Below are 24,458 nucleotides of genomic sequence, written 5' to 3' on the forward strand. Positions count from 1 at the left end.
CTCCGAACAGTGAATGCCTATCGATAGATGGATCATAAGCGGCCCTCATCCACAGCGTGGCACGCCACCGAACTGTTATCTGTCTGGCGGATCATGTTAGGAGACTCTGTGTAGCAGCGTTGATTTGCATAAGGGCAACGGGCTTGAAACACACAACCAATAGGATTGTCCATTTGTGTTGGCACTTCTCCAATTAGACGAATAGGTTGTGTTGTATTGTTATCTAGACGAGGAATGGCCGACAACAACGCTTTAGTGTAGGGGTGTTTAGGGGCGCTAAATAAAACTCGAGTACTGGCGAGTTCGCAGATTCTTCCTAAATACATGACGGCGACGCGAGTGGCAAAGTGCTCCACGACGGCCAGATCATGTGTAATGAATAAATACGTTAGATTTCGCTCTTCTTGTTTGTCCATCATCAAGTTGAGTACTTGTGCTTGAACGGAGACATCCAGTGCAGAGAGAGGTTCATCGGCAATGATGAAATCAGGTTCAACGGATAACGCTCGTGCGATGCTGATGCGCTGACGCTGGCCACCGGAAAATTCATGGGGATAGTCATCAATGCTCGAAGCTGAAATACCAACAGATTCTAATAGTGTTTGTATTTGCTCATCGACCTGTGCGGTAGAGAGTTGGGGGTTATGGAATGAAATTGGCTCATATAATGTTTGGTAAACCGTCATGCGTGGATTAAGTGATGCATAAGGGTTTTGAAAAATCATTTGCATGCGACGGCGGAACAGCATGCGTTGACGATCATTGAGATGATCAATGCGTTGGTCCTGATAATGAACTTCGCCAGATGTGGCGGGAGTCAGTCCCATGATGACACGAGCGAGTGTCGATTTTCCACAACCGGTTTCTCCCACAACACACAAGGTTTCACCCTTATTTATGGTTAGGTTTATGCCGTTAAGTGCATGCACGCTGTCTTTTTTGCGCTTTAGCTTGCCACTGTCTATTCGCCATTGACTAAGCCAGCTTTCGTTGGTGGAAAAAAATTTTTCAAGCTGACTTATTTGAATTAAAGGCGTGGACATTTACAGCGACTCCTCGTCCGTATTTTGTTCAAATTCGGTAATCATATTTTCTACCATGAAACAAGCCACGCTGGAGACTCCGCTTTGGATAAAGTCGGGTTGCTGTTGACGGCATTTATCGGTTGCGTATGGACAGCGAGAGTGGAATGCGCAACCAGTAGGGCGCTCATTTAATGACGGCATATTACCTTGGATTTGATTAAGGCGTTGGCCCGGTAGCGCCATTTGAGGTAAGGCATTCAACAAGCCTTGAGTGTAAGGGTGTTGTGGATCATTGATAACCTCAAGAGTGGGGCCTTCTTCCACTACGCGGCCTGCGTACATAACAATAGTGCGTTCTGCGACTCGAGAAACAACGCCAAGGTCATGGCTAATTAATAGCAATGCCATGCTGTTATCACGGCAGATATCCAATAACAACTGAATGATTTCAGCTTGAATCGTCACATCTAAGGCGGTGGTTGGTTCATCCGCAATGATAATGTCTGGGTTTAATAGTAAAACGATAGCGATAATGACGCGTTGTCGCATACCACCGGACAATTCATGAGGATACTGATTAAAGCGTTTTTCGGGAGAGGCGATTTGTACGCTGTGGAGCTTTTCGATAGCAATGTTCCGAGCGTCTTTAAAAGAGATTCGGGTATGGCTTCGAATGGCCTCAACGAGTTGCGCTCCGATGGTTAGCACTGGGTTAAGAGTCATCATCGGGTCTTGAAAAATCATCGCGATACGCTTGCCCCGAACTTCTTGAAGTAGGCGCGGGGTCATGGTGGTAATTTCTTTGTTTTGTAATTTAATCGAGCCTGATTTTATATAGCCGGGTTTGTCGATTAAATTAACAATGGAGAAGCCTAATATGGATTTTCCTGCCCCAGATTCACCAACGATAGCAATACGTTCGCCACGATTAAGGGTAAAGCTTACATCAATCAGTGCAGCCAAATCTTGGCCTTTGATATGAAAGTTCACGTGCAAATTGTTGACGCTTAGCAAATTCATATCAGTCTCTGTACGTTTTTGGATTAAGGTGGTCGCGCAGCCAATCACCGAGCATGTTCATCACTAAAATTAAAATGATGAGCGTCAAACTTGGGATAATGCAAATCCACCATGACCCAGAGAACATGTAGTTAAACCCCACAGAGATCAGAGCACCTAATGATGGATCACTGGCTGGCATACCAAGGCCTAAAAAGGATAAAGCGGCTTCGGCAACGATAGCGTTAGAAATTTGAACGGTGAAAATAACTAAAACGGGAGTGAGGGTGTTGGGCAAAATGTGTTTAAACATAATTCGTTTTGGACTAATGCCCATGATACGCGCGGCATCCACATATTCTTTTTGTTTTTCCGCTAAAACAGAGGCTCGAATGGTGCGCGCAAATAATGGCCACTCAGCCAGACCAATGACTAAAATAAGCATGATCATGGCGAGTTGTTGGTACATATCCATGCCAAAAAGCGCCTGAAATACCGCTAAGAAAACAATGGCGACCATCATGGTGGAAAATGACAGCTGGATATCTGCACAACGCATGAGGAAGTTATCAATGCGACCGCCAAGATAACCGGATATTAAGCCAATACAGATACCTAGGGTTATTTGAATCAAAACAGCACAAATGCCAATGGTAAGAGATAATCTCGTGCCATATAGCACCACAGATAACATATCTCTGCCTTGGTCGTCTGTCCCGAGTAAAAACCGTTCATCTCCACTGATCCAGCTGGGCGCTATCTCAGCGTTTGTTAAATCCATGAAATTAGGGCTGTTAATATTATAAGGCGCAAGTAACGGTGCAAAAATGGCAACCAAACAATAAAAAACTAAAATAGCCAATGACAAGGTGGCGAGTTTGTCGCCCAGAAACCCTGCCCATATATGGCTCCAACGGCTTTCTTGTAATGGTGGGATGATGTCTTTCTTTAAATGCCTCATAAGCCGTGATTCGCTAGTTTTACAGTAGGATTGACGAGCCCATATATCAGATCAACAACGGTGTTGGTGGTAACAAATATGCCACCAACCACGATCAAGTATGCTGATATCAATGGTGTATCAACCCGGCTGACAGCATCCATAAACAGAAATCCCATGCCAGGCCATTGAAAGATAGTCTCTGTCAAAATGGTATAAGCAATTAAGGTCCCTGCTTGAATTCCTCCCACTGTGATGACAGGGAGCATGGTGTTTTTCAAAGCATGGATAAAATAAATACGACGCGAAGATAAGCCTTTAGACCAAGCGAAACGAATGTAATCGGATTGCAATACTTCGATCATTTCGGCACGGATCAAACGCACGAAAATTGGCATGAGTGCAAAAGCTAGGGTGATACTGGGCAGCATTAAGTGTCGTAATCCATCTTTTGTAAATAATCCGCTGTCCCATATACCCAGGACGTTGGTGGTTTCACCCCGGCCAAAGCTTGGGGCAATATGCAGCTTTACCGAGAATATATAAACTAAAAATATGGCAATGATAAAAATAGGGATAGAAAGTCCCATGGTGCTAAAAGCGACTACGATTTTAGACACAATATTTCTGGGTTTGATGGCGGCGAGGATACCACAGGGTGTTGCGATGAATATAACAATAATAATGGCGCAAAAAGCCAGTTCCATCGTTGCTGGAAGCTTTTTAAAGATAACATCCAGTACCGGTGCCTTGTAGTAATAAGATGTGCCTAAATCACCGTGTACCGCCTTTTTAGCAAAGCGCCAATATTGGACAAGGAAGCTGTCGTTTAGACCCAGTTGTTGCCTTAATTGCGCACGCTCGATTGGTGACACAGTCATACTAACTCGCTGTTGAACTGGATCACCTAATTTATTTTGAATCGCAAAACTAATGATACTGATGACAATCATTACAAAAAAAGCTTGAGCAAGACGACGAAGAAGAAAAACAAACATTAGCTTTTTTCAGTCCTGTGAAGGGTGGCGTCACAATGACGTGTTAGGTAATAATGCACCATGGTTGATTGCTGGCCGTTTGCTTTAACTAGGCTATTTTTCATCTACGACAAGATCTCCAAAATAGGGGTAGTTTTGGTCATTAACAATGCTTTTAATGTGAACATTGTCTTTGGCTGCCCATATATCGTCTTGCCAATATAGAGGGACGACAGCAGAGTCCTTATAAATTTTCATTTCCACTTTTTGCATTATTTTCGCACGCTTTTCCGGGTTCATTTCTTGATTGGCTAATGCAATGTCTTTGTTAATACTGGGTGCGCAGTATTCGCTGGCATTATAAGCACCTAAGCCTGATTTCGCATCGGGGCAAGCAATAATAAACTCAAATAAATTATTAGAGTCTTCAGTATCAGACTGCCACCCCAGCATCATTATATCGGCAGACCTCTCATCGAATTGTTGGAAGTATTGCGCTTTTGGCAATGTTTTTAGATCAACCGTGATGTGAATTCGATTAAGCATAGCGGCAATGGCTTGGGCGACTTTACCATCTTGCATGTAGCGGTTATTGGGCGCCATCATACTGACACGAAAGCCTTTTTCATATCCTGCCTCTTTCATTAATCTGAGAGCTTCAGGTAAATTATATTCAGGTTTTATGCTATCTACATGGCCAAGGAACTTGGCGGCGCTGAGTTGTCCTGCTGGAACCGCATAGCCTTTGAGGATTTTTTTGACGATCAGAGATTGGTTTATTGCTAAATTAATGGCTTTACGGACTCTAACGTCGCGGAACTCTTTGCGTCGCTTTTCATTCATATGTAATAAGAGAATACTTGCCGTTGGTAATGCAATAACTTGTATGCCTTTAACATTTTCAGTTCGCGCAATGTCAATAGGGGAGACGGGCGAGATAAAATCCACATCACCGGAAAGCAGTGCGGCTAAACGTGTGGAGTCTGCTTTTATCGGCGTTAGGATTATTTTATCGACATTGCCTTTTGATTTTGTGTCCCAATAATCTTTATTACGAACAAAAACCACGCGTACGCCGAGTTCGCGTTCTTTTACGATGAAAGGGCCTGTGCCAGACGCATGTTGAGACGCGAATGTTTTGCCAAATTTAATGATGTCATCTCTACCTTGGTAAAAGACTTTATCCATTGGAAAGACATAGGTCATTATATTTAGCAGTAACGGATTGGTGCTGCTTGAATGAACATCTATCGTGTATTTGTCGATGATATCCACAGAAGCAATCGTATCGAACATAGCGCGAAAATCTGTAGATCGTTTTAATCTTTGAATTGTGTAGACAACGTCTTTGGCCGTAAACGGGTTGCCGGTGTGGAAACGAACGTTTTTTCGTAAATAAAAGCGGGTTGTTGTAGGGTTGATGCTTTTCCAATGAGTGGCTAAACGAGGCTCTATTTGACCATCCTGTTTCCAGCGTACCAATGGATCAAATACCATATGGGAAAACTGCAAGGTGCCCACAGAAAGTTGTTCATGAGGGTCAAGAGAAACAGGGTCTGCATCAAGCGCCATTCTCATGGTAATGGCTGAGGCTGTTTGGCAGGTAAACAGGGTTATTATTAAAAGCAGAAAGGCTCTTATGTTTTTGGTCCTGTTATAGGTTTTTATGAAGGTCTGCGCGTTGGTGAACATGCTTTTGTCTCGGTTACTACAAACAAGAATACGAATGAAGAAAATCATAGGGCTCTATTTCAACATTAAAGCCTGTACCTGGGTCAAACCCTGAAATTGCATTAGATTAGACTGTCTACATAGGTCCCGTTGTTAACACTAGGGGATTTAATCAATGACTATAATTACAAAATATCGAGTAAAAATATAGTAGGCATCTTGATAGGGCGATTTTAAGTAAGAAGTAATCTTCTTTATATAATTTTAAGGCAGTGAATGAATTATTTTGCACATCTTCATATCGCTTATGAGACCAAGACCTCTTGGGCTGGTAATTTATTGGGAGATTTTCCCGTAACTGTGAGTGAACTCCCTCCCGATTTACATCGAGGTTGGCAACTGCACCAAAAAGTAGACGTAATGGTTGATGAGCATGAGGCAAGCGTTGCTTATCGTTCGGTTGAGCGTCGTGGTCGGCGACGCTTTGCTGGGATTGTGCAGGACATTGTCATGGATTATTGGTTGATTCAGTACTGGTCATGCTTTTCTTTAATGAGCTTGGATGATTTTTGCCAAGCAGCAGTAGCTGGATTGGCTAAAGACGCAAATCGATGCCCTAATCGGTTGCGTGAAATGATTCATTCTTTGCAACAAGATAATTGGTTGTCGGAGCTAGGGACTGAGCAAGGGGTAAGTAACGCGATTCACTCTATTATGCGCCGCTGGCGTCATGGCGCCTATTTACAGCCTTTTTTAGATGAACTGCCGGAAGTGATACAGCAGGGTGAGGCGGTGTTTTTGGCTTTATATCCTGAGCTTTTAGAATATGTTGGAGAGGAAACAAAAAAAAGCTGAGACTCGTTAAAGTCCCAGCCAATGGGCCGAAGCCCAATCGAGAGATCATCCTTAAGACATTTAACCGTACCCAGGGTGGTATGGCTAAATATTGAGGATGAGATAATTGTATCGTGAGGATAAATTAGCGTTTTGACTCACATCACGAAAATGATCAACAACGATGTTTTTTACGAATATATTTGCTTTGTCACTTAGTGGTATTTTATGAATGTTTGTAGGTAAGTTGTGGTAGAATTCGCAACCGAAAAATACATGGCGATTAGAGAGGTAATTAGGGGTGAGCGTTCAGTGGTATCCAGGACACATGAACAAGGCGCGTCGAGAAATCGAAGAAGTCATGACGCAAGTCGATATTGTTATCGAAGTGTTGGATGCGCGCATTCCAGACTCTAGTCAAAACCCAATGTTGAATACATTGCGTGGTGATGTACCGGTCTTGCGCTTGTTGAATAAGAAAGACTTAGCTGACTCCGAGCGAGTATCGCTGTGGCTAGATCATTGGCGTGGTAATGAAACGGTGATGGCGCATCCTTTCTCGACACAAGACAAAGCCGATGTAGCTAAAATCAGCCAATGGGTTAGTCAGATGGTGCCTCATAGAGGTACAGCAGAAAAACCGATTCGTGCGATGATTGCGGGTATTCCGAATGTCGGGAAATCCAGTTTAATGAACGCCTTGTTAGGTCGACGAGTGGCGAAAGTGGGCGATGAGCCTGCAGTTACCAAATCTCAGCAAAAACTTAAAGTAACCAATGGCTTTCAATTGTTAGATACCCCTGGAATTTTATGGCCTAAAATTGAAAATCCTGATGCCAGTTATCGTTTAGCGGTGACGGGGGCGGTGAGAGCCACGGCGATTAATTACGAAGATGTTGCGGTAGTGGGTTTGAAGTTCTTTATTTCAGATTATGCGGATTCATTAAAAACACGCTATAAACTAAAAGAATTGTCTGTAGATCCTGTTGAGGTGCTAAAAGTGATTGGTTCGAAGCGTGGCGCATTGCGTGCTGGTGGAAAAATCGATATGCACAAAGCCGCTGAGGTTTTTTTACATGATGTTCGTACTGGTGCAATTGGCCCTTATGTCATGGAAACGCCAGCTATGATTGCTCATGAAGAGCTGTTGGTGGAAGAGGCTAAAGCGAAAAAAGAAGCGGATAGACAAGCAAGGTTGACCGCGGCCATTCCGCAGCGCCAACAAGAGAAAAATAGAAAGTACCGTGACGAGCAGGCAAAACAAGCACATGCTAAGTCTAATAATGAGAATAATTGAGGTTCAAAGTCATGGATTATGAAATTGCCTTTGATCAGGAAGAAGGCCAATACCGTATTAATGCCGATTATGAATTTGCCGCTATTGCTGATTGGGTAACGCAGTTTGTTGTCGATAAAGAAAACATTCAGCGAGTATTATTAGCCGCACGCTTGGCTGAGTATGAAAAAGAAACGACTAAGTTTCAGCATGGCCCATTTGACGTTGTTATCAGTGAAGAAGGCGTAATGGTCTCTCGTCAAGTTGATATGAGTTCTGCTGAAGACGAAATAAAAGCGATGTTTGATTCGCAAGATAGTTTCTATCGACCATCTACTGATGGTGTTCAAGCTGAGTGTGGTTTGGAAGATTTGGTGGATATGGTTGAAAACTGGCACGATGTGCTTCAGTAGTTGTTCCTTATGCTGGCTGGGTTTACACTAGCATCAGATTTATTTTTTTACATTTTTAGGGAGCCGATATGCTCATCGAATTGGAAAAAGCCCGTAATCGAAACAATGTAGTTCGCATTTTTCGTGAAGAATTGGACGGCCCAGATAGTTGGACTGATGGCTTTGTTGTAGATGCCAATGAAGAAATGGTTTTACTCCAGTTAGTTGATGACAGTGTGCGACTAAATGGCTACCAAGTTTTATTTTTGGAAGACATTAGTGACTTTGTTCATCCGGCTCCTTTTAATGATTTTCAAAAGCGCGTTCTTGAACTTCGAGAAGAAAAAGTGGTTGACCCAGAAGTTGACCTTGAAGATCTTGCTGTATTACTGACGGATATCAGTGAAGAATATGGCTTAGTGACATTACATCGAGAAGAGATAGAAGAAGACAGTTGTGAGATTGGTCGAATCGTTCGTGCTGATGCGGTGACGTATGAGCTTGAAGAAATTGGATCAGATGCTCGCTGGTTTGATGGCACTTATGAATACGATTTATATGACATCACACGCATTGAGTTTGGTGGCGCCTATGAAGAATCATTATTATTAGCTAATGATGATATGGGCGATGATGCTTATGAATTGGATGATGAATACGAAGAAGACGGCTTGCTCGTCGAAGAGGAATAATCTCCTCATTTTTCAAACTAGTATTTAAAGCGCCCTCTTAGTGGGCGCTTTTTTATGTCTTGAGTTATTTGATTCACAAAATATGTTCACATTTTAGACGTAAAGAAATAGTAAATACTCCCTCTATTGCGTTATCTTATTAGCCTATAAAATCCCATCTAGGAAATTGTTATGCGAAGAGCGTTGATTGTTATTCTTTCAATACTGTTTATTACTGGTTGTGCTGTCTTTGCTTCTAATAGTTTGAACCAGAAGTATGGTGTTGAAAAAACAGTTAATCGTGAAGCTGACACCTCAAAGGAAGACGCTGAATTTTATAATGATAAAGTTCGACCGATTTTAGACAATCGATGCGTTTCTTGTCATGCCTGTTACGATGCGCCTTGTCAGCTTAAGCTGACTGGCTCTGAAGGCATTAATCGAGGAGGCTCTAAAGCGCTTGTTTATGATGGAACGCGCTTGTTGGCCGCAGAGCCGACACGTCTATATATTGATGCGCATACTCCAGAAGAATGGCGCAAGAAGGGATTCTACCCAGCGCTTAATGAGCGAGGTCAAAGCCCAGTCGCTAATCTAGATGGTAGTTTACTATATCGAGCTATTGCTCTGCGGGAAAAACAAGGGAGTTTTAATAAACCGGTATTGTCGGAAGATTATGATTTTTCTTTGTCTAGGAATCAACAGTGCCCAAGCATTGAAGAGTACGCTTCATTTGAGCAAAAATACCCGAAATGGGGAATGCCCTATGGATTGCCAGCGTTAAGTTCAGCCGAATTTAATGTGTTGACTCAATGGTTGGCGAAGGGGGGTAAAATGCCGAAAGAAAAACCTTTGTCAGCTAACATGCAAAAACTTGTGGCTTTGTGGGAAGTTCGTTTAAACGAAAAAAATCCTAACGATCTAAAGGGGCGTTTGGTGTCTCGCTATATTTATGAGCATTTGTTTCTGTACAGCTTGTATCTTGGTGAAGGCAATGATCAGCGCTTTAGGTTGGTTCGTTCTAAAACACCACCAGGTCAACCTATTGATCGTATTGCAACACGTCGACCTTATGATTCACCGGGCGTTAAGCGTGTGTATTATCGGTTGTGGCAAGACCCTGAAGTGGTTGTTCAAAAAAATCACATACCTTTCCAGTTGGATGAATCTGTCTACAAACGTTGGTATTCGTATTTTTATGCTGCGGACTATAAGGTAACAAAAGACCCAGGTTACGACCCTGAAGTGGCAAGTAATCCTTTTCGAACTTTTCAGCAAATTCCAACAAATGCACGCTATCGCTTTTTGCTAGATCATGCCCAAAATACCATTATGTCTTTTATTAAAGGGCCTGTGTGCCGAGGGCAAGTTGCCGTCAACGTGATCAATGAGGATTTTTGGGTTTATTTTGTTAACCCTTCGGTTGAATACAACGAAAAAACGGCTCGCTTTCTTGAGACTCAAGTTCAGCATTTAGACTTACCTGCTAGTAGCTCAAGTAATGCGTTACCACTGAGTTCATGGGTGCGTTTTTCGGAGCAGCAAAAAGCGTATCTTTCTGCTAAAGCCAGCTTAATTAAAAAGGAAGTGGATAAGAAACATCCTCTTGATGTAAGCCTAATTTGGGATGGTGATGGGCACAATGAAAATGCCGCGTTAACGATTTTCAGACACTTTGATAATGCGTCTGTAGTAAAGGGGTTAGTAGGACAAAAACCTAAAACATCATGGGTAATTGACTATCCATTGCTTGAGCGTATTCACTATTTATTAGTGGCGGGTTTTGATGTTTATGGCAATGTAGGGCATCAGTTAGATACCCGTCTTTATATGGACTTTTTGCGCATGGAAGGCGAATTAAACTTCCTTTTGTTGTTGCCAAAAGCAGACAGAGAGAAAGTACGCCAGTATTGGTATCGCGATGCTAATCAAAGTATTAAAGATTATATCTTTAGCGACTTTATTAAAGTGGATGTACAGACTCAGGTTCACTATAAAACAAAAAATTATCAATCTGAGCTCTATGATCTGCTGTATAAGCATTTGGCTAAAGTGTTAGATCATAGTAGAGATTTAGATCAAAGTCGTTTGACGCATAAGGAAATTTCGACATTAAAGCATTTAGAAACATTGAAAGGCGGTGGTCTTCGCTATTTGCCTGATACGGCTATTGTGTTGGTGACCCAAGGTGGCGAGCCAAAAGAAGTTATAAGTATTATCCATAATAAGGCGCATTCGAATATATCCAGTTTGTTTGATGAGGCGGCGGCTCGTTTACCAAACGAAGACAGCGTGACGCTAGTTAAGGGTGTATTGGGGGACTATCCAAATGCCTTGATAGAAGTGGATGAAAACCAGTTGAAAGCATTTTCTGACGATGTGGCAAATATGGCAACAGAGGAAGATTATTCGGATTTAATGGGGCGTTTTGGTGTTCGCCGGACCAATCCACGTTTTTGGACGGTCAGTGACGGTATTGCTAGATTAAATAAAGAGGCACGACCAAGAGCGAGCGGGATATTGGATTATAATCGTCTGGAAAATCGCTAAAACATAGGCTAGCGTATAGTTATATCGAGATATTTCGAATTTGTGCATTTACTGCAAACTCTAAACCTTGTCTATTCAATAGATTGCCCCAAATAACGAGGTATATTCTATTGAATGGACGATTTTATGATCCCACTTTCTATTCTTGACCTTTCGCCTATCGTGCAAGGCAAAACTGTTTCTGATTCTTTTGCTCAAAGTACATTGATGGCTCAACAAGCTGAGGCCAGAGCGTATAAGCGTTTCTGGCTTGCTGAACATCATGGTATGTCTAATGTGGCGAGCTCGTCGCCTGCTGTATTGTTGTCTCATATTGGAGCGGCAACTACGTCGATTCGTTTGGGTTCTGGCGGTGTGATGCTGCCAAATCACTCGCCACTGATTATCGCTGAGCAGTTTGGTACTTTGGCTGAGTTGTACCCAAACCGCATTGATTTAGGATTAGGGCGAGCACCTGGTACGGATATGCAAACCGCGAGAGCCTTGCGTCGTAATATGAATGCGGCGGTAGATCAATATCCTGATGATGTGAGAGAGTTGCAGCACTTCTTAGGTAAACCTGAAGAGAATCAAAAGGTAATTGCTGTGCCGGGTCGAAATACCCATGTACCAATTTGGATGCTTGGATCCAGTCTTTATAGTGCGCAAGTCGCAGCAGAGTTTGGTTTGCCTTATTCTTTCGCTTCTCATTTTGCACCCGATCAGTTAATTCAAGCATTGACCGTATATCGCAGAAATTACCGTCCAAGCGATACTAATCCTGTTGCGCATACTATGGCAGGTGTGATGGCGGTGGTGGCTGATACCGATGAAGAGGCGGCGTACTTGTTTACCTCTGTTCAACAGCAGTTTATTAATCTGCGTCGTGGCAATAATGTTCCCTTTGCTAAGCCTGTCGAGTCGATGGATGCGCTCTGGTCTGTGAGTGAGAAGCATATGATCAATCATACTTTGCAATATGCGTTTGTTGGTTCGAAAGAGTCCGTTAAATTTAAGATGAAAAGCTTTGTTGAAAAAACAGGAATCGATGAGTTGATTGTCTCTTTTCCAATTTATGATGCAGAAAAACGCTTAAAATCGTTAGCGCTGATGGCTGAAGTCAGAGATGAGCTTGGTGCTGCTTAAACAAAGAAGAAACCGCCTTGTATTAATGAGTTAGCAAGGTGGTTTCTTCTTGTGTTAATTAACGCCGTATTAGTTGATGCAGTAATTAAGGCGCCAATCTATCTTGTTGAACGCGTTATTTATCGTTCATAAGGAGAAGGGTCTCCTTTTACTGGTTGCGTTTTGAAGCGACGATGAGACCAAAGGTACTGTTCTTTTTTGGTCGAAATAGCCTCTTCCATTAGTTGGTTGATAATCGTCGCATTGGTCACATCATTATCGGTAGGGTAGTTTTCAACTTCGACAAATCGGTAGTTATAGCCGTTTTCAGTGCGACCATAATCAAATAGTAATACCGGTGCGTTGGTCATTTTAGCGATCCGACCGATGTGAGAAATGGTGGCGCATTGTCGGCCAAAAAATGGGGCAAATACAGAGTTTTTACGTCCATAATCCTGATCAACAGCATACCAGACCGCTTTATTATTTTTCAGCGACTTTAGAACTTCTCTCATGTCGGAGCGTTCTATCATTTTGCTATAAACTTTTTTCCGTTGTTTTTCCATGACCCAATTAAACACGGCATTGTTTTGGCGTTTATAAATAGGATGAACGTCCAAATCGAGCGTTACCAAGCTGCCGCAAAGGTCTAGCGGTGAAAAATGTCCGCTAATTAGGATGCAACCGCGACCTTTCTCAAGCGTGCGATCGATGACTTCTTTTGTATTGAATTCGACCCTAGAAGCCAGTTTCTTGGGAGATTGAAACCATGAGGTGAATGTTTCAAATAAGCCTTTTCCCGTACTGATGAAGTGTTGCTTTGTTAATTCTACTCGTTCTTCTTTGCTCATTTCTGGATAACAAATTTCAAAGTTTACATCGCAGATATGGCGTCGTCTTGGTGTGGCTTTATACAGTAGTAAGCCAAGGTATTTGCCTAGAAACTGTTGGGTATTCCAAGGCAAAAAGCTGAGTAAATAAATAATGCCCATCGCCAGCCAAGTGAGCCAGTATTTTGGGGCAAGTAGTTGTTTTAGTGTGAAATCCTTCGTGCTCTTCTTAGCCACGATATCCCTCCAGTAAGTCACGCCACTGAGCATCAGAGACTGTAAAGTTAGTGTGTTTTTTGGCTTCTTTAGTAAGTGAACGCTTTAAACGGTCAATATTGCCTTGTGTCCATTTTTTGTCGACACTTCGTTGGTCGCATTTGTCAAAATCGATAATCCAGACTTTTCTGCTTCTGTCGATCATGATGTTATGGCAGTTAAGGTCAGTATGATTAATGCCGTGCTTATGAAATGCACGAATCGTCGTGCCAATGCTTCTCCAATCTACAGAATCGCTGTTACCCGCTTGTAATATATCGAATAAGTCGGTGGCGTGTTCGATAGTTTGAGTGAGTAAATAAGCGCTATAGAAGCCCAGCTCTTTTTTGTAGATGCCGGCAATAGGCTGCGGCACAGGTAAGCCGAGCTCTGTCATTGTTTCAAGTAGGCTTAGTTCTTTCCATGGACGAGTGCTTTCTTGGTTAGTAAATAAAAACGACTCTTTATTGAATTTTGAAACTAATCCGCCGCGGCGATAACGACGCATGACGAAGTTGCCAAACTCGCTTTTAATAAACCAAACCGCACCGCGACCTTGGCCAGTTCCAACTAAAGCCTTCTTTTTTTGCCAATAGTCTGCCGAGAACCAGTTAGGTTCGATGGGGAGTGATGCTTTGCTAGAAAATAGCGTTGTGTTGACATCAATACGATGTGTGTCCGGCATGTTGCTCGCTTAATCATTGTGTGTTTATTGCGTCAGATAAATTTAGACACATTCAAAGCAGGCTATTCTATAATAATCGCCAATTTTAAACAGCACTTGAGGGTAAGATGATACAAGAAAGCATTCAGCAGATTGCCATAGTGCGATTATCAGCGTTGGGCGACGTTTGTCATGCGATGTCTGTGGTGACCGCAATACAAACACGCTATCCCAATGCAAAAATCACATGGATTACCGGTCCAGCCGAAGCACAACTGGTTCGTTTAATGCCGAATGTTGATGTACGTGTTTACCATAAGAGCTCTGGGTTCAAAGGTATGTTTGCGCTTGGTAAGTCGCTGAAGCACACTCAATTTGATGTGCTATTGCATATGCAATGGTCGTTAAGGGCGAGTATGTTAACTCGAGTTCTTAATGCTAAAAAACGCATAGGCTTTGCGAAATCCCATTCTCGGGAAAAGCAGCATTGGTTTGTGAATCAATTGGCACCAGAACCAACCGGAAAACATGTGCTAGATGCGTTAATGTCACTGGCCATCGCCATTGATGTACCGAATCAGCCACCTTCGTGGAATTTGTCTATTCCAAACAGTGACATAGTACTTCCAGATCGTTTTGTCGTTGTTAATCCTTGTGGTTCAAAAGTGACTAAAGATTGGACGTTAGAAGGTTATCGTACATTGATTCAATCCTTAATCTCTCAAGGGCTTTCAGTGGTGGTGACCGGTGGGCCGAGTGAGCGTGAAATTGCGGTTTGTAATGCGGTTAGTGATGGCTTTGATGTCCTCAATTTGGTTGGTAAGACCAGTATTGCGTCATTGCTGGATGTTATCCAAAAAGCAGCGTTAATTATTAGTCCTGATACTGGACCTGCCCATATGGCGACAATCGTCAAAACGCCTGTTATTGCCTTGTTTGCTTTGTCTAATCCAAAGCGAACTGGCCCCTACAATGACCAAGAAAATATTGTCAGTGTATATCAGAAGTTGGTGGAAGAAGAAGCGGGGAAACCCTTAGAAGCACTAGCTTGGGCAACAACGGTACACCGTAAGGATGCGATGGCGCAGTTACCACAAGAAGAGGTGATGGCGAAAGTAAATAAGGTTATCCGCCAACTTGATTTGATTGTTGATTAAGCGCTCTTTTTTATAAAAGAGCTTGTTCGGCCAAGCTTAAATCAAGCGTCGCTTTTAGTAATCTATAAAGGTGAATAGAAGCATCGATCTCTTCTTTTCGGTTAGTCAGGCTTTCAATGTTTAAGCCCAACGGAACACCAGCAGGTAGCGCTGTTTCGATGATTAATTCCAATGCGCTACGGCAAATTTTAATAGACTCATCCAGTGGTGTGGCTGATCCAAGAATCCGGTTTTTTGTGGCAATCGGAACTGAAATTCCTAGCCACTCCATAAACTCAAGCGTTTTTGCGCTGCCACAAGGTGTGAACGTAAGAATGACTCGTTTTGGGGCAATACCTTGAAGCTTGCATGTTTGCGCATATTGACTAATTAGGTCAGCGGTCGCTTGTGGGTTGTAAACGGCTTGAGATATGAAAAACTCACAACCTGCTTCGGATTTATTGATTAGGCGAAGGTGTTCGTCTTTTTTCTTGGCGTGGCGCTCGGCAATCGTAACGCCACCCAGATTAAAGTCGAGAGGCGTCTCTTCTAATGTTTTATAGGCTTGTGCTAAGGGTAATTTAATATTGCCCTCAGAAGAAGGTGAGCCGACTAGCACAATGTCTTTGATGTCAAAATCGTTCCATGCTTCTTGCAGCCATTGAGTAAACTCTTCAGTAGTGCGTGATGACACTGATTTGTAAGTAATAACCGGCTTGTTGGACGCGTCTTTTAAGCGTTTCGACCAAGCGCGAGGGTCGTGAGTCTCCATAAAAGGAAAAGGGCGAGGCTTGTCTATACGACTGCTTTCATCTTGGATGTCGTACACAATTAAACCGTCAACTTCTATGTTATCTAAGCGTTGTAACAGCTTTTGGCTAATTTGATCAAGTTGTTCACCCTCAATGGATGCGCGTGGTGGTGTCGTACCGATGAAGTATACGCCGCGACTAGGGTCGGTAAACTTAGTTGCTAATTCCGATTTCATGATGCCACTCTAATAGTTGATGAGACGGTCGTCTTTGACGAGGCGTTTCGTTATTCTTTATGTTATACGTATCCTAACAGTGAATAGGTTTCAAGATCATCTGTTTGGTCATGAATAAAACTGAAGATGAAGTGAGCTAGTTTGATCCACTCGTTGTTCAGGAGAAATGAGGATTTCATATGCTTGATTTAAAAGCGCTAGAAAGTGGCAAAAAGTCTGGTTTGCCGCCTGTTCATAAATGGTCCCCCGATTTTTGTGGTGATATGGATATGGTAGTGAAGGCGAATGGGGATTGGATACACGATGGCGATAAGATAAAACGAGCCAACATGGTGACGATGTTTTCGCACATTCTATGGTTTGAGAACGCTGAATACTTTTTAGTAACGCCGGTAGAAAAGGTTCGTATACAAGTGGAAGATGCGCCATTTCTGGTAACTAAATGGCGCAAAATTGAGACGGAAAGCGGTCCGGCGATTGAATTTACGACGTTAACAGAGGATGTGAAAATTCTTGGCGTGGATTGTGACTTATGGATGGCTGGTAAATCTCACTCAGAGCGACCTTATATCTCGATGCGTTATGGAATGAAGGCGATGATCCATCGAAATGTATTTTATCAACTTGTCGAAGACTTAGTTCCAGTGTCGACACCTGAAGGAAAAGGCATGGGGCTGATAAGTGCTTCAAAAGCGTACTTATTAATCGCAGATGAGTAGAGAATCCTCGTGTGTGCACTCACTAGGCTGAGGTATAATGAGGCTATTCATCATGGCTTATTGGCTGTGTACTTGTTTTTAGAAAGGGGTAGGTTACTTGTTATTCACAGAATTTGGTTTTGATAATCGTATTTTAGCGTCCATCGGTCATATGGGGTTTGAGGAGGCGACGGAAATTCAGTCGCGTGCTATTCCTGAAGCTATGGCTGGACGTGACTTATTGGCGTCGTCTAAAACAGGTTCAGGGAAAACATTAGCGTATCTTTTACCTGCTTTACATCGTGTTTATAAAACACGTGCTTTGTCTAAGAGAGATACACGTGTCTTAGTATTAGTACCCACTCGAGAATTGGCTAAACAAGTTTATAGTCAGTTGCGTTTGTTGCTGGCGACTAGCCATTACACTTCTACCTTGATTCAGGGCGGAGAAAACTTCAACGACCAGCATAAGCAGTTACAGAAAAACCCACACTTTATTGTTGCTACACCAGGTCGTCTTGTCGATCATTTAAAACAGCGCAATGTATTCTTAGATGGGTTGGAATTGTTGATTTTAGACGAAGCCGATCGCATGCTAGATTTGGGTTTTGCTGAAGCGGTGCGTGCTATTAATACTGCTGCCAGTCATCGATTAAGACAGACCTTGTTTTTCTCTGCTACATTGGACAATACCGATGTTAGTGAGATTGCCAATGAGTTACTGAAAGATCCTTCTCGCGTGGCAATTGGTCAGGGATACGATGAGCATAAAGATATCGATCAGCATGTGTATTTGTGTGATCACTTAGACCATAAACAAGACATCTTAAAGCATTTGTTATTAGGGCAAACGATTAAGCAAGCGATTGTTTTTACAGCGACAAAAAATGATACTGCCCGCTTAGCAGAAATGATTGAAGAGTGGGGATTATCAACCCAAGCATTAAATGGCAACCTCTCTCAAGCGGCGCGCAATAAAGTGATGGATAGCTTTGCAAAAGGACAATTTGACGTGCTCGTGAGTACTGATATTGCCTCTAGAGGCTTGGATATCGCGAGCGTCAGTCATGTCTTTAATTTTGATTTACCGAAACAAGCGGAAGAATTTGTTCACCGTACAGGGCGTACTGGTCGAGCAGGGTTTAAAGGGGATGCTTATTCGTTGGTGGGTCCTAAAGATTGGCTTAACTTTAAAGCCATTGAAGTTTTTCTTCAGCGCAAATTTGAAAGTGATGTTATTGAAGGAATGGAGCCAAAATTCAAAGGCTTAGCGCCTGCGAAAGAAGCCCATAAACTTAAGAAAGCACCAGCGGCCGATAAATCACGTAAAACAGTTAAAAAGACGTCTAGAAAGGGTGCCAGTAAAGATCGCTTTCATGATAATAAACAAGACGGCTTTGATGCCTTTAAATTGCCTGCTAAGCGCTTTATAACCCCTGTTGATCATGGTGATGAAGAATAGACAGAGTATTTTTGTTTAATGCTAGGACTGTATTGAGAGTGTTTTTTGGATTTTATTATTTGACAGATTAGCCTAAAGCGCGTTATTGATTAGTCTTTTCTGTCGGTTGGAGATAAGCCTATTAATCGTTTACCGCCATTAAACTCATTGAAGTGTTTTGAGTCAGCTGCACGTCATGGCAGTTTTAACAAAGCCGCTCAAGAGCTATCTGTTACGCCTTCTGCGATTAGCCATCAAATTAAAGGCTTGGAAGGGTTTCTAGGGATAGAGTTATTTCGAAGGACTAAGCGGAAGGTTATTTTAACGGAAGCCGGTGAATCTTATTTAAAACCCATTAAGCGTATTTTTGAGCAGCTTGAGAGTGCGACGGTGGATCTGAAGAGTAAGCAAAAAATAGGCTCTCTTAAATTAGCGGTGGCCCCAGCTTTCTTAACGCGTTGGTTGATGCCAAGAATGGAGCGTTTCCAAGCTCGTTACCCAGATATTCAAATAGAAATAAGTGCATCTACGGGGTTAATTGATTTTTCGGCTGGTGACATTGATATGGCCGTATATTTTGGTAACGGTGATTGGAGTGATGTTGAAGCTTATTATTTATCGCCAGCGAAACTTTTCCCTGTTTGTAATCCTAAATTAATTCGGCCTGATCAGCCTATTAATGAACCTGAAGATATGCGCTTTTATCCGTTATTGCATGTTACCAAGCGTAAGGATGAATGGCATGATTGGCTATTACAAAACAGTTTAGACCCTAAAGTGTTTCGCCGTGGTTTGATGTTTTCTAGTGGCTCTTTAACAGCGGGTGCGGCGGCTCAAGGTTTGGGTATTGCGTTGGCTAATGTGGACTTAGTGATGCCTGAAATTGAAGCGGGCACACTGAAAGTTATATTTGATCAGCACTTGGTTAGTACTCGCTCTTTCTATTTAGTATACGAAAAACGCAGTACAGTGACCCCTGCTATGTCGGCATTTAAAGAGTGGATTATTGAAGAAATGGTTGGAGATTAGTATAGTCTCTTTGTGAGTATCAAGCGCAAGCAAAGAATGCTTGGGTGAAATGATTTTTTAAATTAAAGGCTTATGTTTATTTATGAGTACCGAACTAAAAGTTAATAGTTATTTTAATGATAGTGTTAAATCCATCGCGTTAGAAAATCAAGAAGGTGTTTCTACTGTTGGTGTTATGTCAGTCGGTGAATATGAGTTTGGTACGAGTCAAAGAGAATATATGAGTGTGGTTTCTGGTCGGTTAACGGTTAAGTTACCTAATGAAGAGTCTTGGAAAACATATGAAAAAGGTGAGTCCTTCATTGTTGAAGCTAATTTGTCTTTTTCTGTGAAAGTAGAAGAAATTACCGCTTATTTATGTCGTTATGAATAATCTTAGCGTTTAGACTTTTCTTTAAAAAAGGCTGATTAATTATCAGCCTTTTTTATTGGGTTTATGTCTAGTTCGGCTGTTTAGCCGCCAACCACGTTAACCAGTAATGTTACCTTGTCTCCGGGTTGTACGTATTTTTTACCGCCAACAATAGGGTTCCATTTGCGAATGTCATTTAATGCAACTCTAAATTTATTGGCGACCATCGCTAATGAATCTCCAGGTCGAATGGTATAAACCACTTTTTTCATTACGCTTCTGTTACTACTATTTTCTTTAGGCTCTAACCATACAACCAGCTTTTTCCCTGCGTGTAGAGGATCAGCTAATCCCATATTATTCCAGCGGGCCAGCGTTTTTGAATCCGTGTCGTATTTTTTTGCGATCAACCATAAGCTATCGCCAGCGCTTACGGTGTAGTTAATCTTAATTCGATTACGACCCGGAGCGCGAGACTGCTTTGCAAGTAAGCGTTGATGGGAGCTTAGGGTGTAGCTTTCTATCTTGTTTCCAGCCACCGGAATCATCAGCTCTTGACCTACTCGAATCATGGTAGAAGACATTTTATTGACTTCTTCTAGAACGGAGGCGGTGGTGTTGTGATGTTTGGCAACGAGCAATAAATTATCACCTGGTTTAACCGAGTATCGAACCCAAGTGACGCGTTCATTACTTGGAATTTCGGCCAGTTTTTTGCGGAACAAAGCGGCTTTTTTAACAGGAATAAGCAATCGGTGTGGCCCATCTGGTGCGGTAGCCCATTGATTGAATCCTGGGTTTAGAAGGTACACTTCATCGATGCTAATGTCTGCCATGTCAGCCGCTTGAGCAAGATCCAGTTGACCGCCGATGTTTACACTTTCAAAATACGGCTTATTGGCAATAAAATGTGTTTTGTAGTGGTATTTAGCTGGGTCTTTGATGATTTTGGCTAGTGCAAGTAATTTAGGGACGTAAGCGCGTGTTTCATTAGGTAGGTCGAGAGACCAAAAGTCAGTAGGCTTACCTGCGCGTTTATTTTTTCGAATGGCTCTTAATACCGTACCTTCACCAGAGTTATAGGCAGCGAGTGCTTGCAACCAGTTGCCATCAAATAATTTATTTAAGCGAGTTAAGTAAGCAATGGCGGCTTGTGTAGAGCTAACGATATCTCGACGCCCATCGTACCACCAGTTTTGGTCTAGTCCGTACATTTGACCTGTAGATGGAATAAATTGCCAAGGTCCAGAAGCTCGTCCATGACTGTAACCAAAAGGATCAAAACCGCTTTCAACAATAGGCAGTAATGCAATTTCTGTCGGAATTCCTGCTTTTTCTAGCTGAGAAACAATGTAGTACAAGTAACGTTCGCCACGTATTGATACCCGGTTAAGGTAATCTAGATGTGAGCTGTACCAGCGCACTTGAGAAGAAAGGCGAGGCTTTTCTATATTTAAATTGAGTTTGAATCCATGGCGCATTCTAACCCATAAGTCCTTTGGCGGCTGTGGGCTTTTTGAGGCGACAGGAGAAGTACTGTTGTCTGAAGAGGTATCTTCATCAGGCAAAACAGGAGAGACTGTATCAATGAAGCCCGTCTGTTGAGTATCCGCTTCAACGGTATCAGAATCAGTTTCTAGTCCTGTTTTACTGTTATCGTTTTCGACATTGGATGCTGTTTGACAGCCGCTTAGAACTAGGCTTATCAACAAAACCCAAAGAAAATGCTTGATCATGGAACTCACAAAAATAATTTTAAGTGGGGATATTCTAAAGGTGTGGCCGTATAGGTCAACTAAAAGAATCCTTTGCTCTTCTTACTTGGCTAAAAGCTGAGACAGAATCATTGGCAATATTTTCACCTAGTTGAGTCGCTGCTTGTGCTACAACCCTTGGTATATGGGTTCTTAGGAAGGGATTCGTTGCTTTCTCCAGTGCTAGTAAGCTGGGTAGTGTAACCTCATTATTTTTTCTCATCTGACTGCATTCTTGTTGCGCTTTGATCAGCTCTTTGTTGTTGCTATCGAGGTGTAGGGCAAAACGATAATTGGCTAGTGTGTATTCGTGCGTGCAGTAAACAAGCGTGTTGTCCGGTAATTTTGCAAGCTTATTCATGGCATTTAGCATTTGTTCAGGAGTGCCTTCCATGATTCGTCCGCAGCCGCCTCTAAATAAAGTATCACCACATAATAGGGCTGGTGCCGCTTGATCGCTCACATAGCAAAGATGGTCTAATGTATGGCCGGGTGTTTCTAATACTGAAAATTCCGTTGAAAAAACACGTACAGAGTCGCCTTCTTTTAATGGGTGTGTAACAAGTGGGACAAGGTGTTGTGGGCCATAAACCGGGCAGTGGTATTGGTCTTTAAGCTCCTGTACTCCGCCAGTATGATCACTATGATGATGAGTGATTATAATGCCTTCTAAGTTAGCACTCTGTTGATTGCCGTATTCTATTACTACCTTTGCATCACCTGGATCTACCGCCCAAAAGCGTGAACTATCTTTCTCTTTGATTATCCAGATATAATTGTCGCTGAAAGCGTGAAGTGGAATAAATGTCATAGTGCACCTATATTTTGCGTTATTAGCGAGTGTCTTTCTGTGATGTATCAATGTTAAGCGCGACGCGCTCACGCCGTTTAAGTAGAGAGTTATTGTATGTTGGATGATCAATCAAGACAATTGTTCCAAGCGTGGTTTCAAACTGAACTTGGTAAGAGTCTGAGTGAGTTAGAGTGTTCCGAAATTGCACTTGAGATAGACAATGCTGTAGGTTATTACCTAGTAATCCAATCACCGCTTAAAGACATTCAGTTAGATCAGCATCGTTTGCGAGAGAGTATTCTTATTGTGCCCGAGCTTGAATTGGGAGCACCTAAAAATATAGTGGTCGCTAAGGCGAACGAGTTGCCGCTTGAGTCGGATGGGGTGGATGTTCATGTGTTGCATCACACCTTAGACCTTTCTTCTATGCCTCACGATGTGATTAGAGAAGCGGCACGAACCCTATTGCCCAGTGGTAAATTGATCGTCATTGGTTTTAACCCGTTAAGCTTATGGGGAATTCGTCGGTTGTTTTCTAAGCGAATTAAGGCGCCTTGGTGTGGCCGTTTTATTGGTCATAAGCGCTTAGAAGATTGGCTGAAAGTCGCAGGCTTAACGCTAGAAAAGAAACGTTTTGTGCAATATGAGCCACCAATACATTGTGCGAAATGGCGTCAACGATGTGGTTGGATTGGTCGCTTATTAAATTCAGGTAAGATGCCATTTGGTGGTATTTACATCATGACAGCCACAAAACAAACACGTCGCTATATACCGATAAAACCCAGTTGGAAAAGCGCTCGAGTACGAGTGCCTCCTTTTACTAAGCCAGCAGCTAAAGAGATAAAGTAGTGAAAGATGTAATTATGTATACAGACGGTGCTTGTAAGGGCAATCCAGGAATTGGTGGTTGGGGGGCTTGGTTGACCTTCGGGCAGCATGAAAAGCATTTATGTGGTGGCGAGCATGATACAACTAATAATCGCATGGAGTTGATGGGCGCTATCGAAGGTCTTAAAGCATTAAAAGAAAAATGCACAGTAACCTTGTACACCGATTCCTCATATGTCCAAAAAGGCATCACTGAGTGGTTGGCAGGTTGGAAGCGTAAAGGCTGGATGACGGCATCACGACAGCCGGTCAAAAATAAAGATTTATGGCAAGCTCTAGATGAGCAATGTCAATTCCATGATGTGACTTGGAAATGGGTGAAAGGTCATGCGGGGATCGAAGGGAATGAGATTGCAGATCAGTTGGCCAATCAAGGTATTGACGAGTTGAGGGCGGCGCAGTGAGACAAGTTATTCTGGATACCGAAACAACAGGGATTGACCCGAAACAAGGTCACCGCATCATCGAAATTGGTTGTATTGAAATGGTTGGGCGTAAGTTCACCAAGCGCCATTTTCATGTTTATATCAATCCAGATCGAGAAGTTGAAGAAGAGGCGTTTCGTGTTCACGGTATTAGTAACGAATACCTAGCAGATAAGCCTAGATTTAATGATGTTGCACAGGAATTTTTCGATTTTATCAAAGGTTCTGAACTGATTATCCACAATGCACCATTTGATATTGGGTTCATTGATCATGAGTTTGGGCGTATCGGTGGCTATCCTAAAGTGGCCGAAGTTTGCAAGGTTTTTGATAGCTTGGTTTATGCTCGTAAAAAGCATCCGGGTCAGAAGAATAACCTAAATGCGCTGTCTAAACGCTACGGGATAGATACATCACATCGTGAGTTGCATGGGGCTCTTTTAGACTCTGAGATTCTTGGCGATGTATATCTGCTGATGACAGGTGGGCAAACAAGCTTGGGGTTGAATAGCGGCTCTGATCAGTCATCAGGCAACGATGAGTTCAGCGGTGAAATCAATCGTTTAAGCGCAGATCGTCCACGATTAAAGATACTTAGAGCCAGTGATGACGAATTAAAAATGCATGAAGAGCGTTTGGATTTAATTGATAAAAAATCAGGGCAATCACTGTGGCGGATTAAGCACTAGTTATTTGATTGTTGCTTACTAAAAGAAGCTTACTATCCGTGTGTCATTAGAAACAAAAATGCCCTCATGAAAAT

The 24,458-nt window shown here is 42.5% G+C and carries 24 protein-coding genes; 14 read left to right on the top strand and 10 right to left on the bottom strand.

Annotated features, from left to right (window positions below):
* Positions 1-32: 32 nt before the first annotated feature.
* The 5 genes from E0D70_RS01565 to E0D70_RS01585 form a co-directional block, all read right to left on the bottom strand.
* Complete coding sequence (locus tag E0D70_RS01565) at positions 33-1,043, bottom strand: ABC transporter ATP-binding protein (RefSeq protein ID WP_133010499.1); 1,011 nt, start codon at positions 1,041-1,043, stop codon at positions 33-35.
* The gene (locus E0D70_RS01570; protein WP_133010500.1) at positions 1,044-2,045 is read right to left on the bottom strand and encodes an ABC transporter ATP-binding protein; all 1,002 of its coding nucleotides are present in this window, start codon (positions 2,043-2,045) and stop codon (positions 1,044-1,046) included.
* A 1-nt stretch (position 2,046) separates the two neighbouring features.
* Entirely contained in the window at positions 2,047-2,985 is a 939-nt protein-coding gene (locus tag E0D70_RS01575; protein WP_133010501.1) for an ABC transporter permease, read from the bottom strand.
* Entirely contained in the window at positions 2,982-3,962 is a 981-nt protein-coding gene (locus tag E0D70_RS01580; RefSeq protein ID WP_133010502.1) for an ABC transporter permease, read from the bottom strand. The genes E0D70_RS01575 and E0D70_RS01580 overlap by 4 nt, the downstream gene beginning before the upstream one ends.
* Before the next feature lie 93 nt (positions 3,963-4,055).
* Entirely contained in the window at positions 4,056-5,519 is a 1,464-nt protein-coding gene (locus tag E0D70_RS01585; RefSeq protein WP_338068558.1) for an ABC transporter substrate-binding protein, read from the bottom strand.
* Positions 5,520-5,888: 369 nt separating this feature from the next.
* Between E0D70_RS01585 and E0D70_RS01590 the strand changes: the two genes are divergently transcribed.
* From E0D70_RS01590 to E0D70_RS01615, 6 genes are all read left to right on the top strand, one after another.
* On the top strand, positions 5,889-6,467 hold the full coding sequence (locus tag E0D70_RS01590) for an ACP phosphodiesterase (protein WP_133010503.1): 579 nt from the start codon (positions 5,889-5,891) through the stop codon (positions 6,465-6,467).
* A gap of 280 nt (positions 6,468-6,747) precedes the next feature.
* Entirely contained in the window at positions 6,748-7,743 is a 996-nt protein-coding gene (gene ylqF, locus E0D70_RS01595) for a ribosome biogenesis GTPase YlqF (protein ID WP_133010504.1), read from the top strand.
* Between the two features lie 11 nt (positions 7,744-7,754).
* Positions 7,755-8,135, top strand: coding sequence for a YacL family protein (locus E0D70_RS01600; protein WP_133010505.1), 381 nt, complete (start codon positions 7,755-7,757; stop codon positions 8,133-8,135).
* Positions 8,136-8,203: 68 nt separating this feature from the next.
* A complete protein-coding gene (locus E0D70_RS01605) occupies positions 8,204-8,806 on the top strand; it encodes a hypothetical protein (RefSeq protein WP_133010506.1) in 603 nt (200 codons plus the stop codon).
* A gap of 171 nt (positions 8,807-8,977) precedes the next feature.
* Positions 8,978-11,335, top strand: a complete 2,358-nt coding sequence (locus E0D70_RS01610) for a fatty acid cis/trans isomerase (RefSeq protein ID WP_133010507.1) — start codon at positions 8,978-8,980, stop codon at positions 11,333-11,335.
* 114 nt (positions 11,336-11,449) lie between these two features.
* Positions 11,450-12,460, top strand: coding sequence for an LLM class flavin-dependent oxidoreductase (locus E0D70_RS01615; protein WP_240536926.1), 1,011 nt, complete (start codon positions 11,450-11,452; stop codon positions 12,458-12,460).
* Positions 12,461-12,579: 119 nt separating this feature from the next.
* Here the strand turns inward: E0D70_RS01615 and E0D70_RS01620 are convergent, their stop codons facing one another.
* Positions 12,580-13,506: an LpxL/LpxP family acyltransferase gene (locus E0D70_RS01620; RefSeq protein WP_133010509.1), complete on the bottom strand. Its 927-nt coding sequence runs from the start codon at positions 13,504-13,506 to the stop codon at positions 12,580-12,582.
* Positions 13,499-14,209 (bottom strand): 3-deoxy-D-manno-octulosonic acid kinase, encoded by a 711-nt coding sequence (locus E0D70_RS01625; protein WP_133010510.1) that lies wholly within the window; start codon positions 14,207-14,209, stop codon positions 13,499-13,501. Before E0D70_RS01625 ends, E0D70_RS01620 begins: the two co-directional genes overlap by 8 nt.
* 107 nt (positions 14,210-14,316) lie before the next feature.
* On the opposite strand from E0D70_RS01625, the gene E0D70_RS01630 reads away from it, so the two are divergent.
* Entirely contained in the window at positions 14,317-15,345 is a 1,029-nt protein-coding gene (locus E0D70_RS01630; protein ID WP_133010511.1) for a glycosyltransferase family 9 protein, read from the top strand.
* Positions 15,346-15,355: 10 nt separating this feature from the next.
* On the opposite strand, the gene E0D70_RS01635 is transcribed toward E0D70_RS01630, so the two are convergent.
* Entirely contained in the window at positions 15,356-16,312 is a 957-nt protein-coding gene (locus E0D70_RS01635) for a methylenetetrahydrofolate reductase (RefSeq protein ID WP_133010512.1), read from the bottom strand.
* 179 nt (positions 16,313-16,491) lie between these two features.
* Here E0D70_RS01635 and E0D70_RS01640 point away from each other — a divergent pair, with 179 nt between their 5' ends.
* From E0D70_RS01640 to ppnP, 4 genes are all read left to right on the top strand, one after another.
* Positions 16,492-17,031, top strand: a complete 540-nt coding sequence (locus E0D70_RS01640) for a DUF1285 domain-containing protein (protein WP_133010513.1) — start codon at positions 16,492-16,494, stop codon at positions 17,029-17,031.
* A gap of 97 nt (positions 17,032-17,128) precedes the next feature.
* A complete protein-coding gene (locus tag E0D70_RS01645; protein WP_133010514.1) occupies positions 17,129-18,472 on the top strand; it encodes a DEAD/DEAH box helicase in 1,344 nt (447 codons plus the stop codon).
* Between the two features lie 120 nt (positions 18,473-18,592).
* The gene (gcvA, locus tag E0D70_RS01650; RefSeq protein WP_133010515.1) at positions 18,593-19,480 is read left to right on the top strand and encodes a transcriptional regulator GcvA; all 888 of its coding nucleotides are present in this window, start codon (positions 18,593-18,595) and stop codon (positions 19,478-19,480) included.
* A gap of 82 nt (positions 19,481-19,562) precedes the next feature.
* A complete protein-coding gene (gene ppnP / locus E0D70_RS01655) occupies positions 19,563-19,853 on the top strand; it encodes a pyrimidine/purine nucleoside phosphorylase (protein WP_133010516.1) in 291 nt (96 codons plus the stop codon).
* Positions 19,854-19,933: 80 nt separating this feature from the next.
* On the opposite strand, the gene E0D70_RS01660 is transcribed toward ppnP, so the two are convergent.
* Both E0D70_RS01660 and gloB read right to left on the bottom strand, forming a co-directional pair.
* A complete protein-coding gene (locus tag E0D70_RS01660) occupies positions 19,934-21,568 on the bottom strand; it encodes a LysM peptidoglycan-binding domain-containing protein (protein WP_133010517.1) in 1,635 nt (544 codons plus the stop codon).
* Between the two features lie 55 nt (positions 21,569-21,623).
* Positions 21,624-22,397: a hydroxyacylglutathione hydrolase gene (gene gloB / locus E0D70_RS01665; protein WP_133010518.1), complete on the bottom strand. Its 774-nt coding sequence runs from the start codon at positions 22,395-22,397 to the stop codon at positions 21,624-21,626.
* Between the two features lie 96 nt (positions 22,398-22,493).
* Here gloB and E0D70_RS01670 point away from each other — a divergent pair, with 96 nt between their 5' ends.
* The 3 genes from E0D70_RS01670 to dnaQ are packed head-to-tail and all read left to right on the top strand — an operon-like array spanning position 22,494 to position 24,384.
* Entirely contained in the window at positions 22,494-23,231 is a 738-nt protein-coding gene (locus E0D70_RS01670; protein ID WP_133010519.1) for a class I SAM-dependent methyltransferase, read from the top strand.
* A complete protein-coding gene (gene rnhA, locus E0D70_RS01675; protein WP_207923178.1) occupies positions 23,231-23,674 on the top strand; it encodes a ribonuclease HI in 444 nt (147 codons plus the stop codon). Before E0D70_RS01670 ends, rnhA begins: the two co-directional genes overlap by 1 nt.
* Positions 23,671-24,384 (top strand): DNA polymerase III subunit epsilon, encoded by a 714-nt coding sequence (gene dnaQ / locus E0D70_RS01680; protein ID WP_133010520.1) that lies wholly within the window; start codon positions 23,671-23,673, stop codon positions 24,382-24,384. Before rnhA ends, dnaQ begins: the two co-directional genes overlap by 4 nt.
* Positions 24,385-24,458: the final 74 nt, after the last annotated feature.

Origin of the sequence: Marinomonas flavescens (genome assembly GCF_004352835.1) — a bacterium.
In the GTDB taxonomy this organism is placed as follows: Bacteria; Pseudomonadota; Gammaproteobacteria; order Pseudomonadales; family Marinomonadaceae; genus Marinomonas; species Marinomonas flavescens.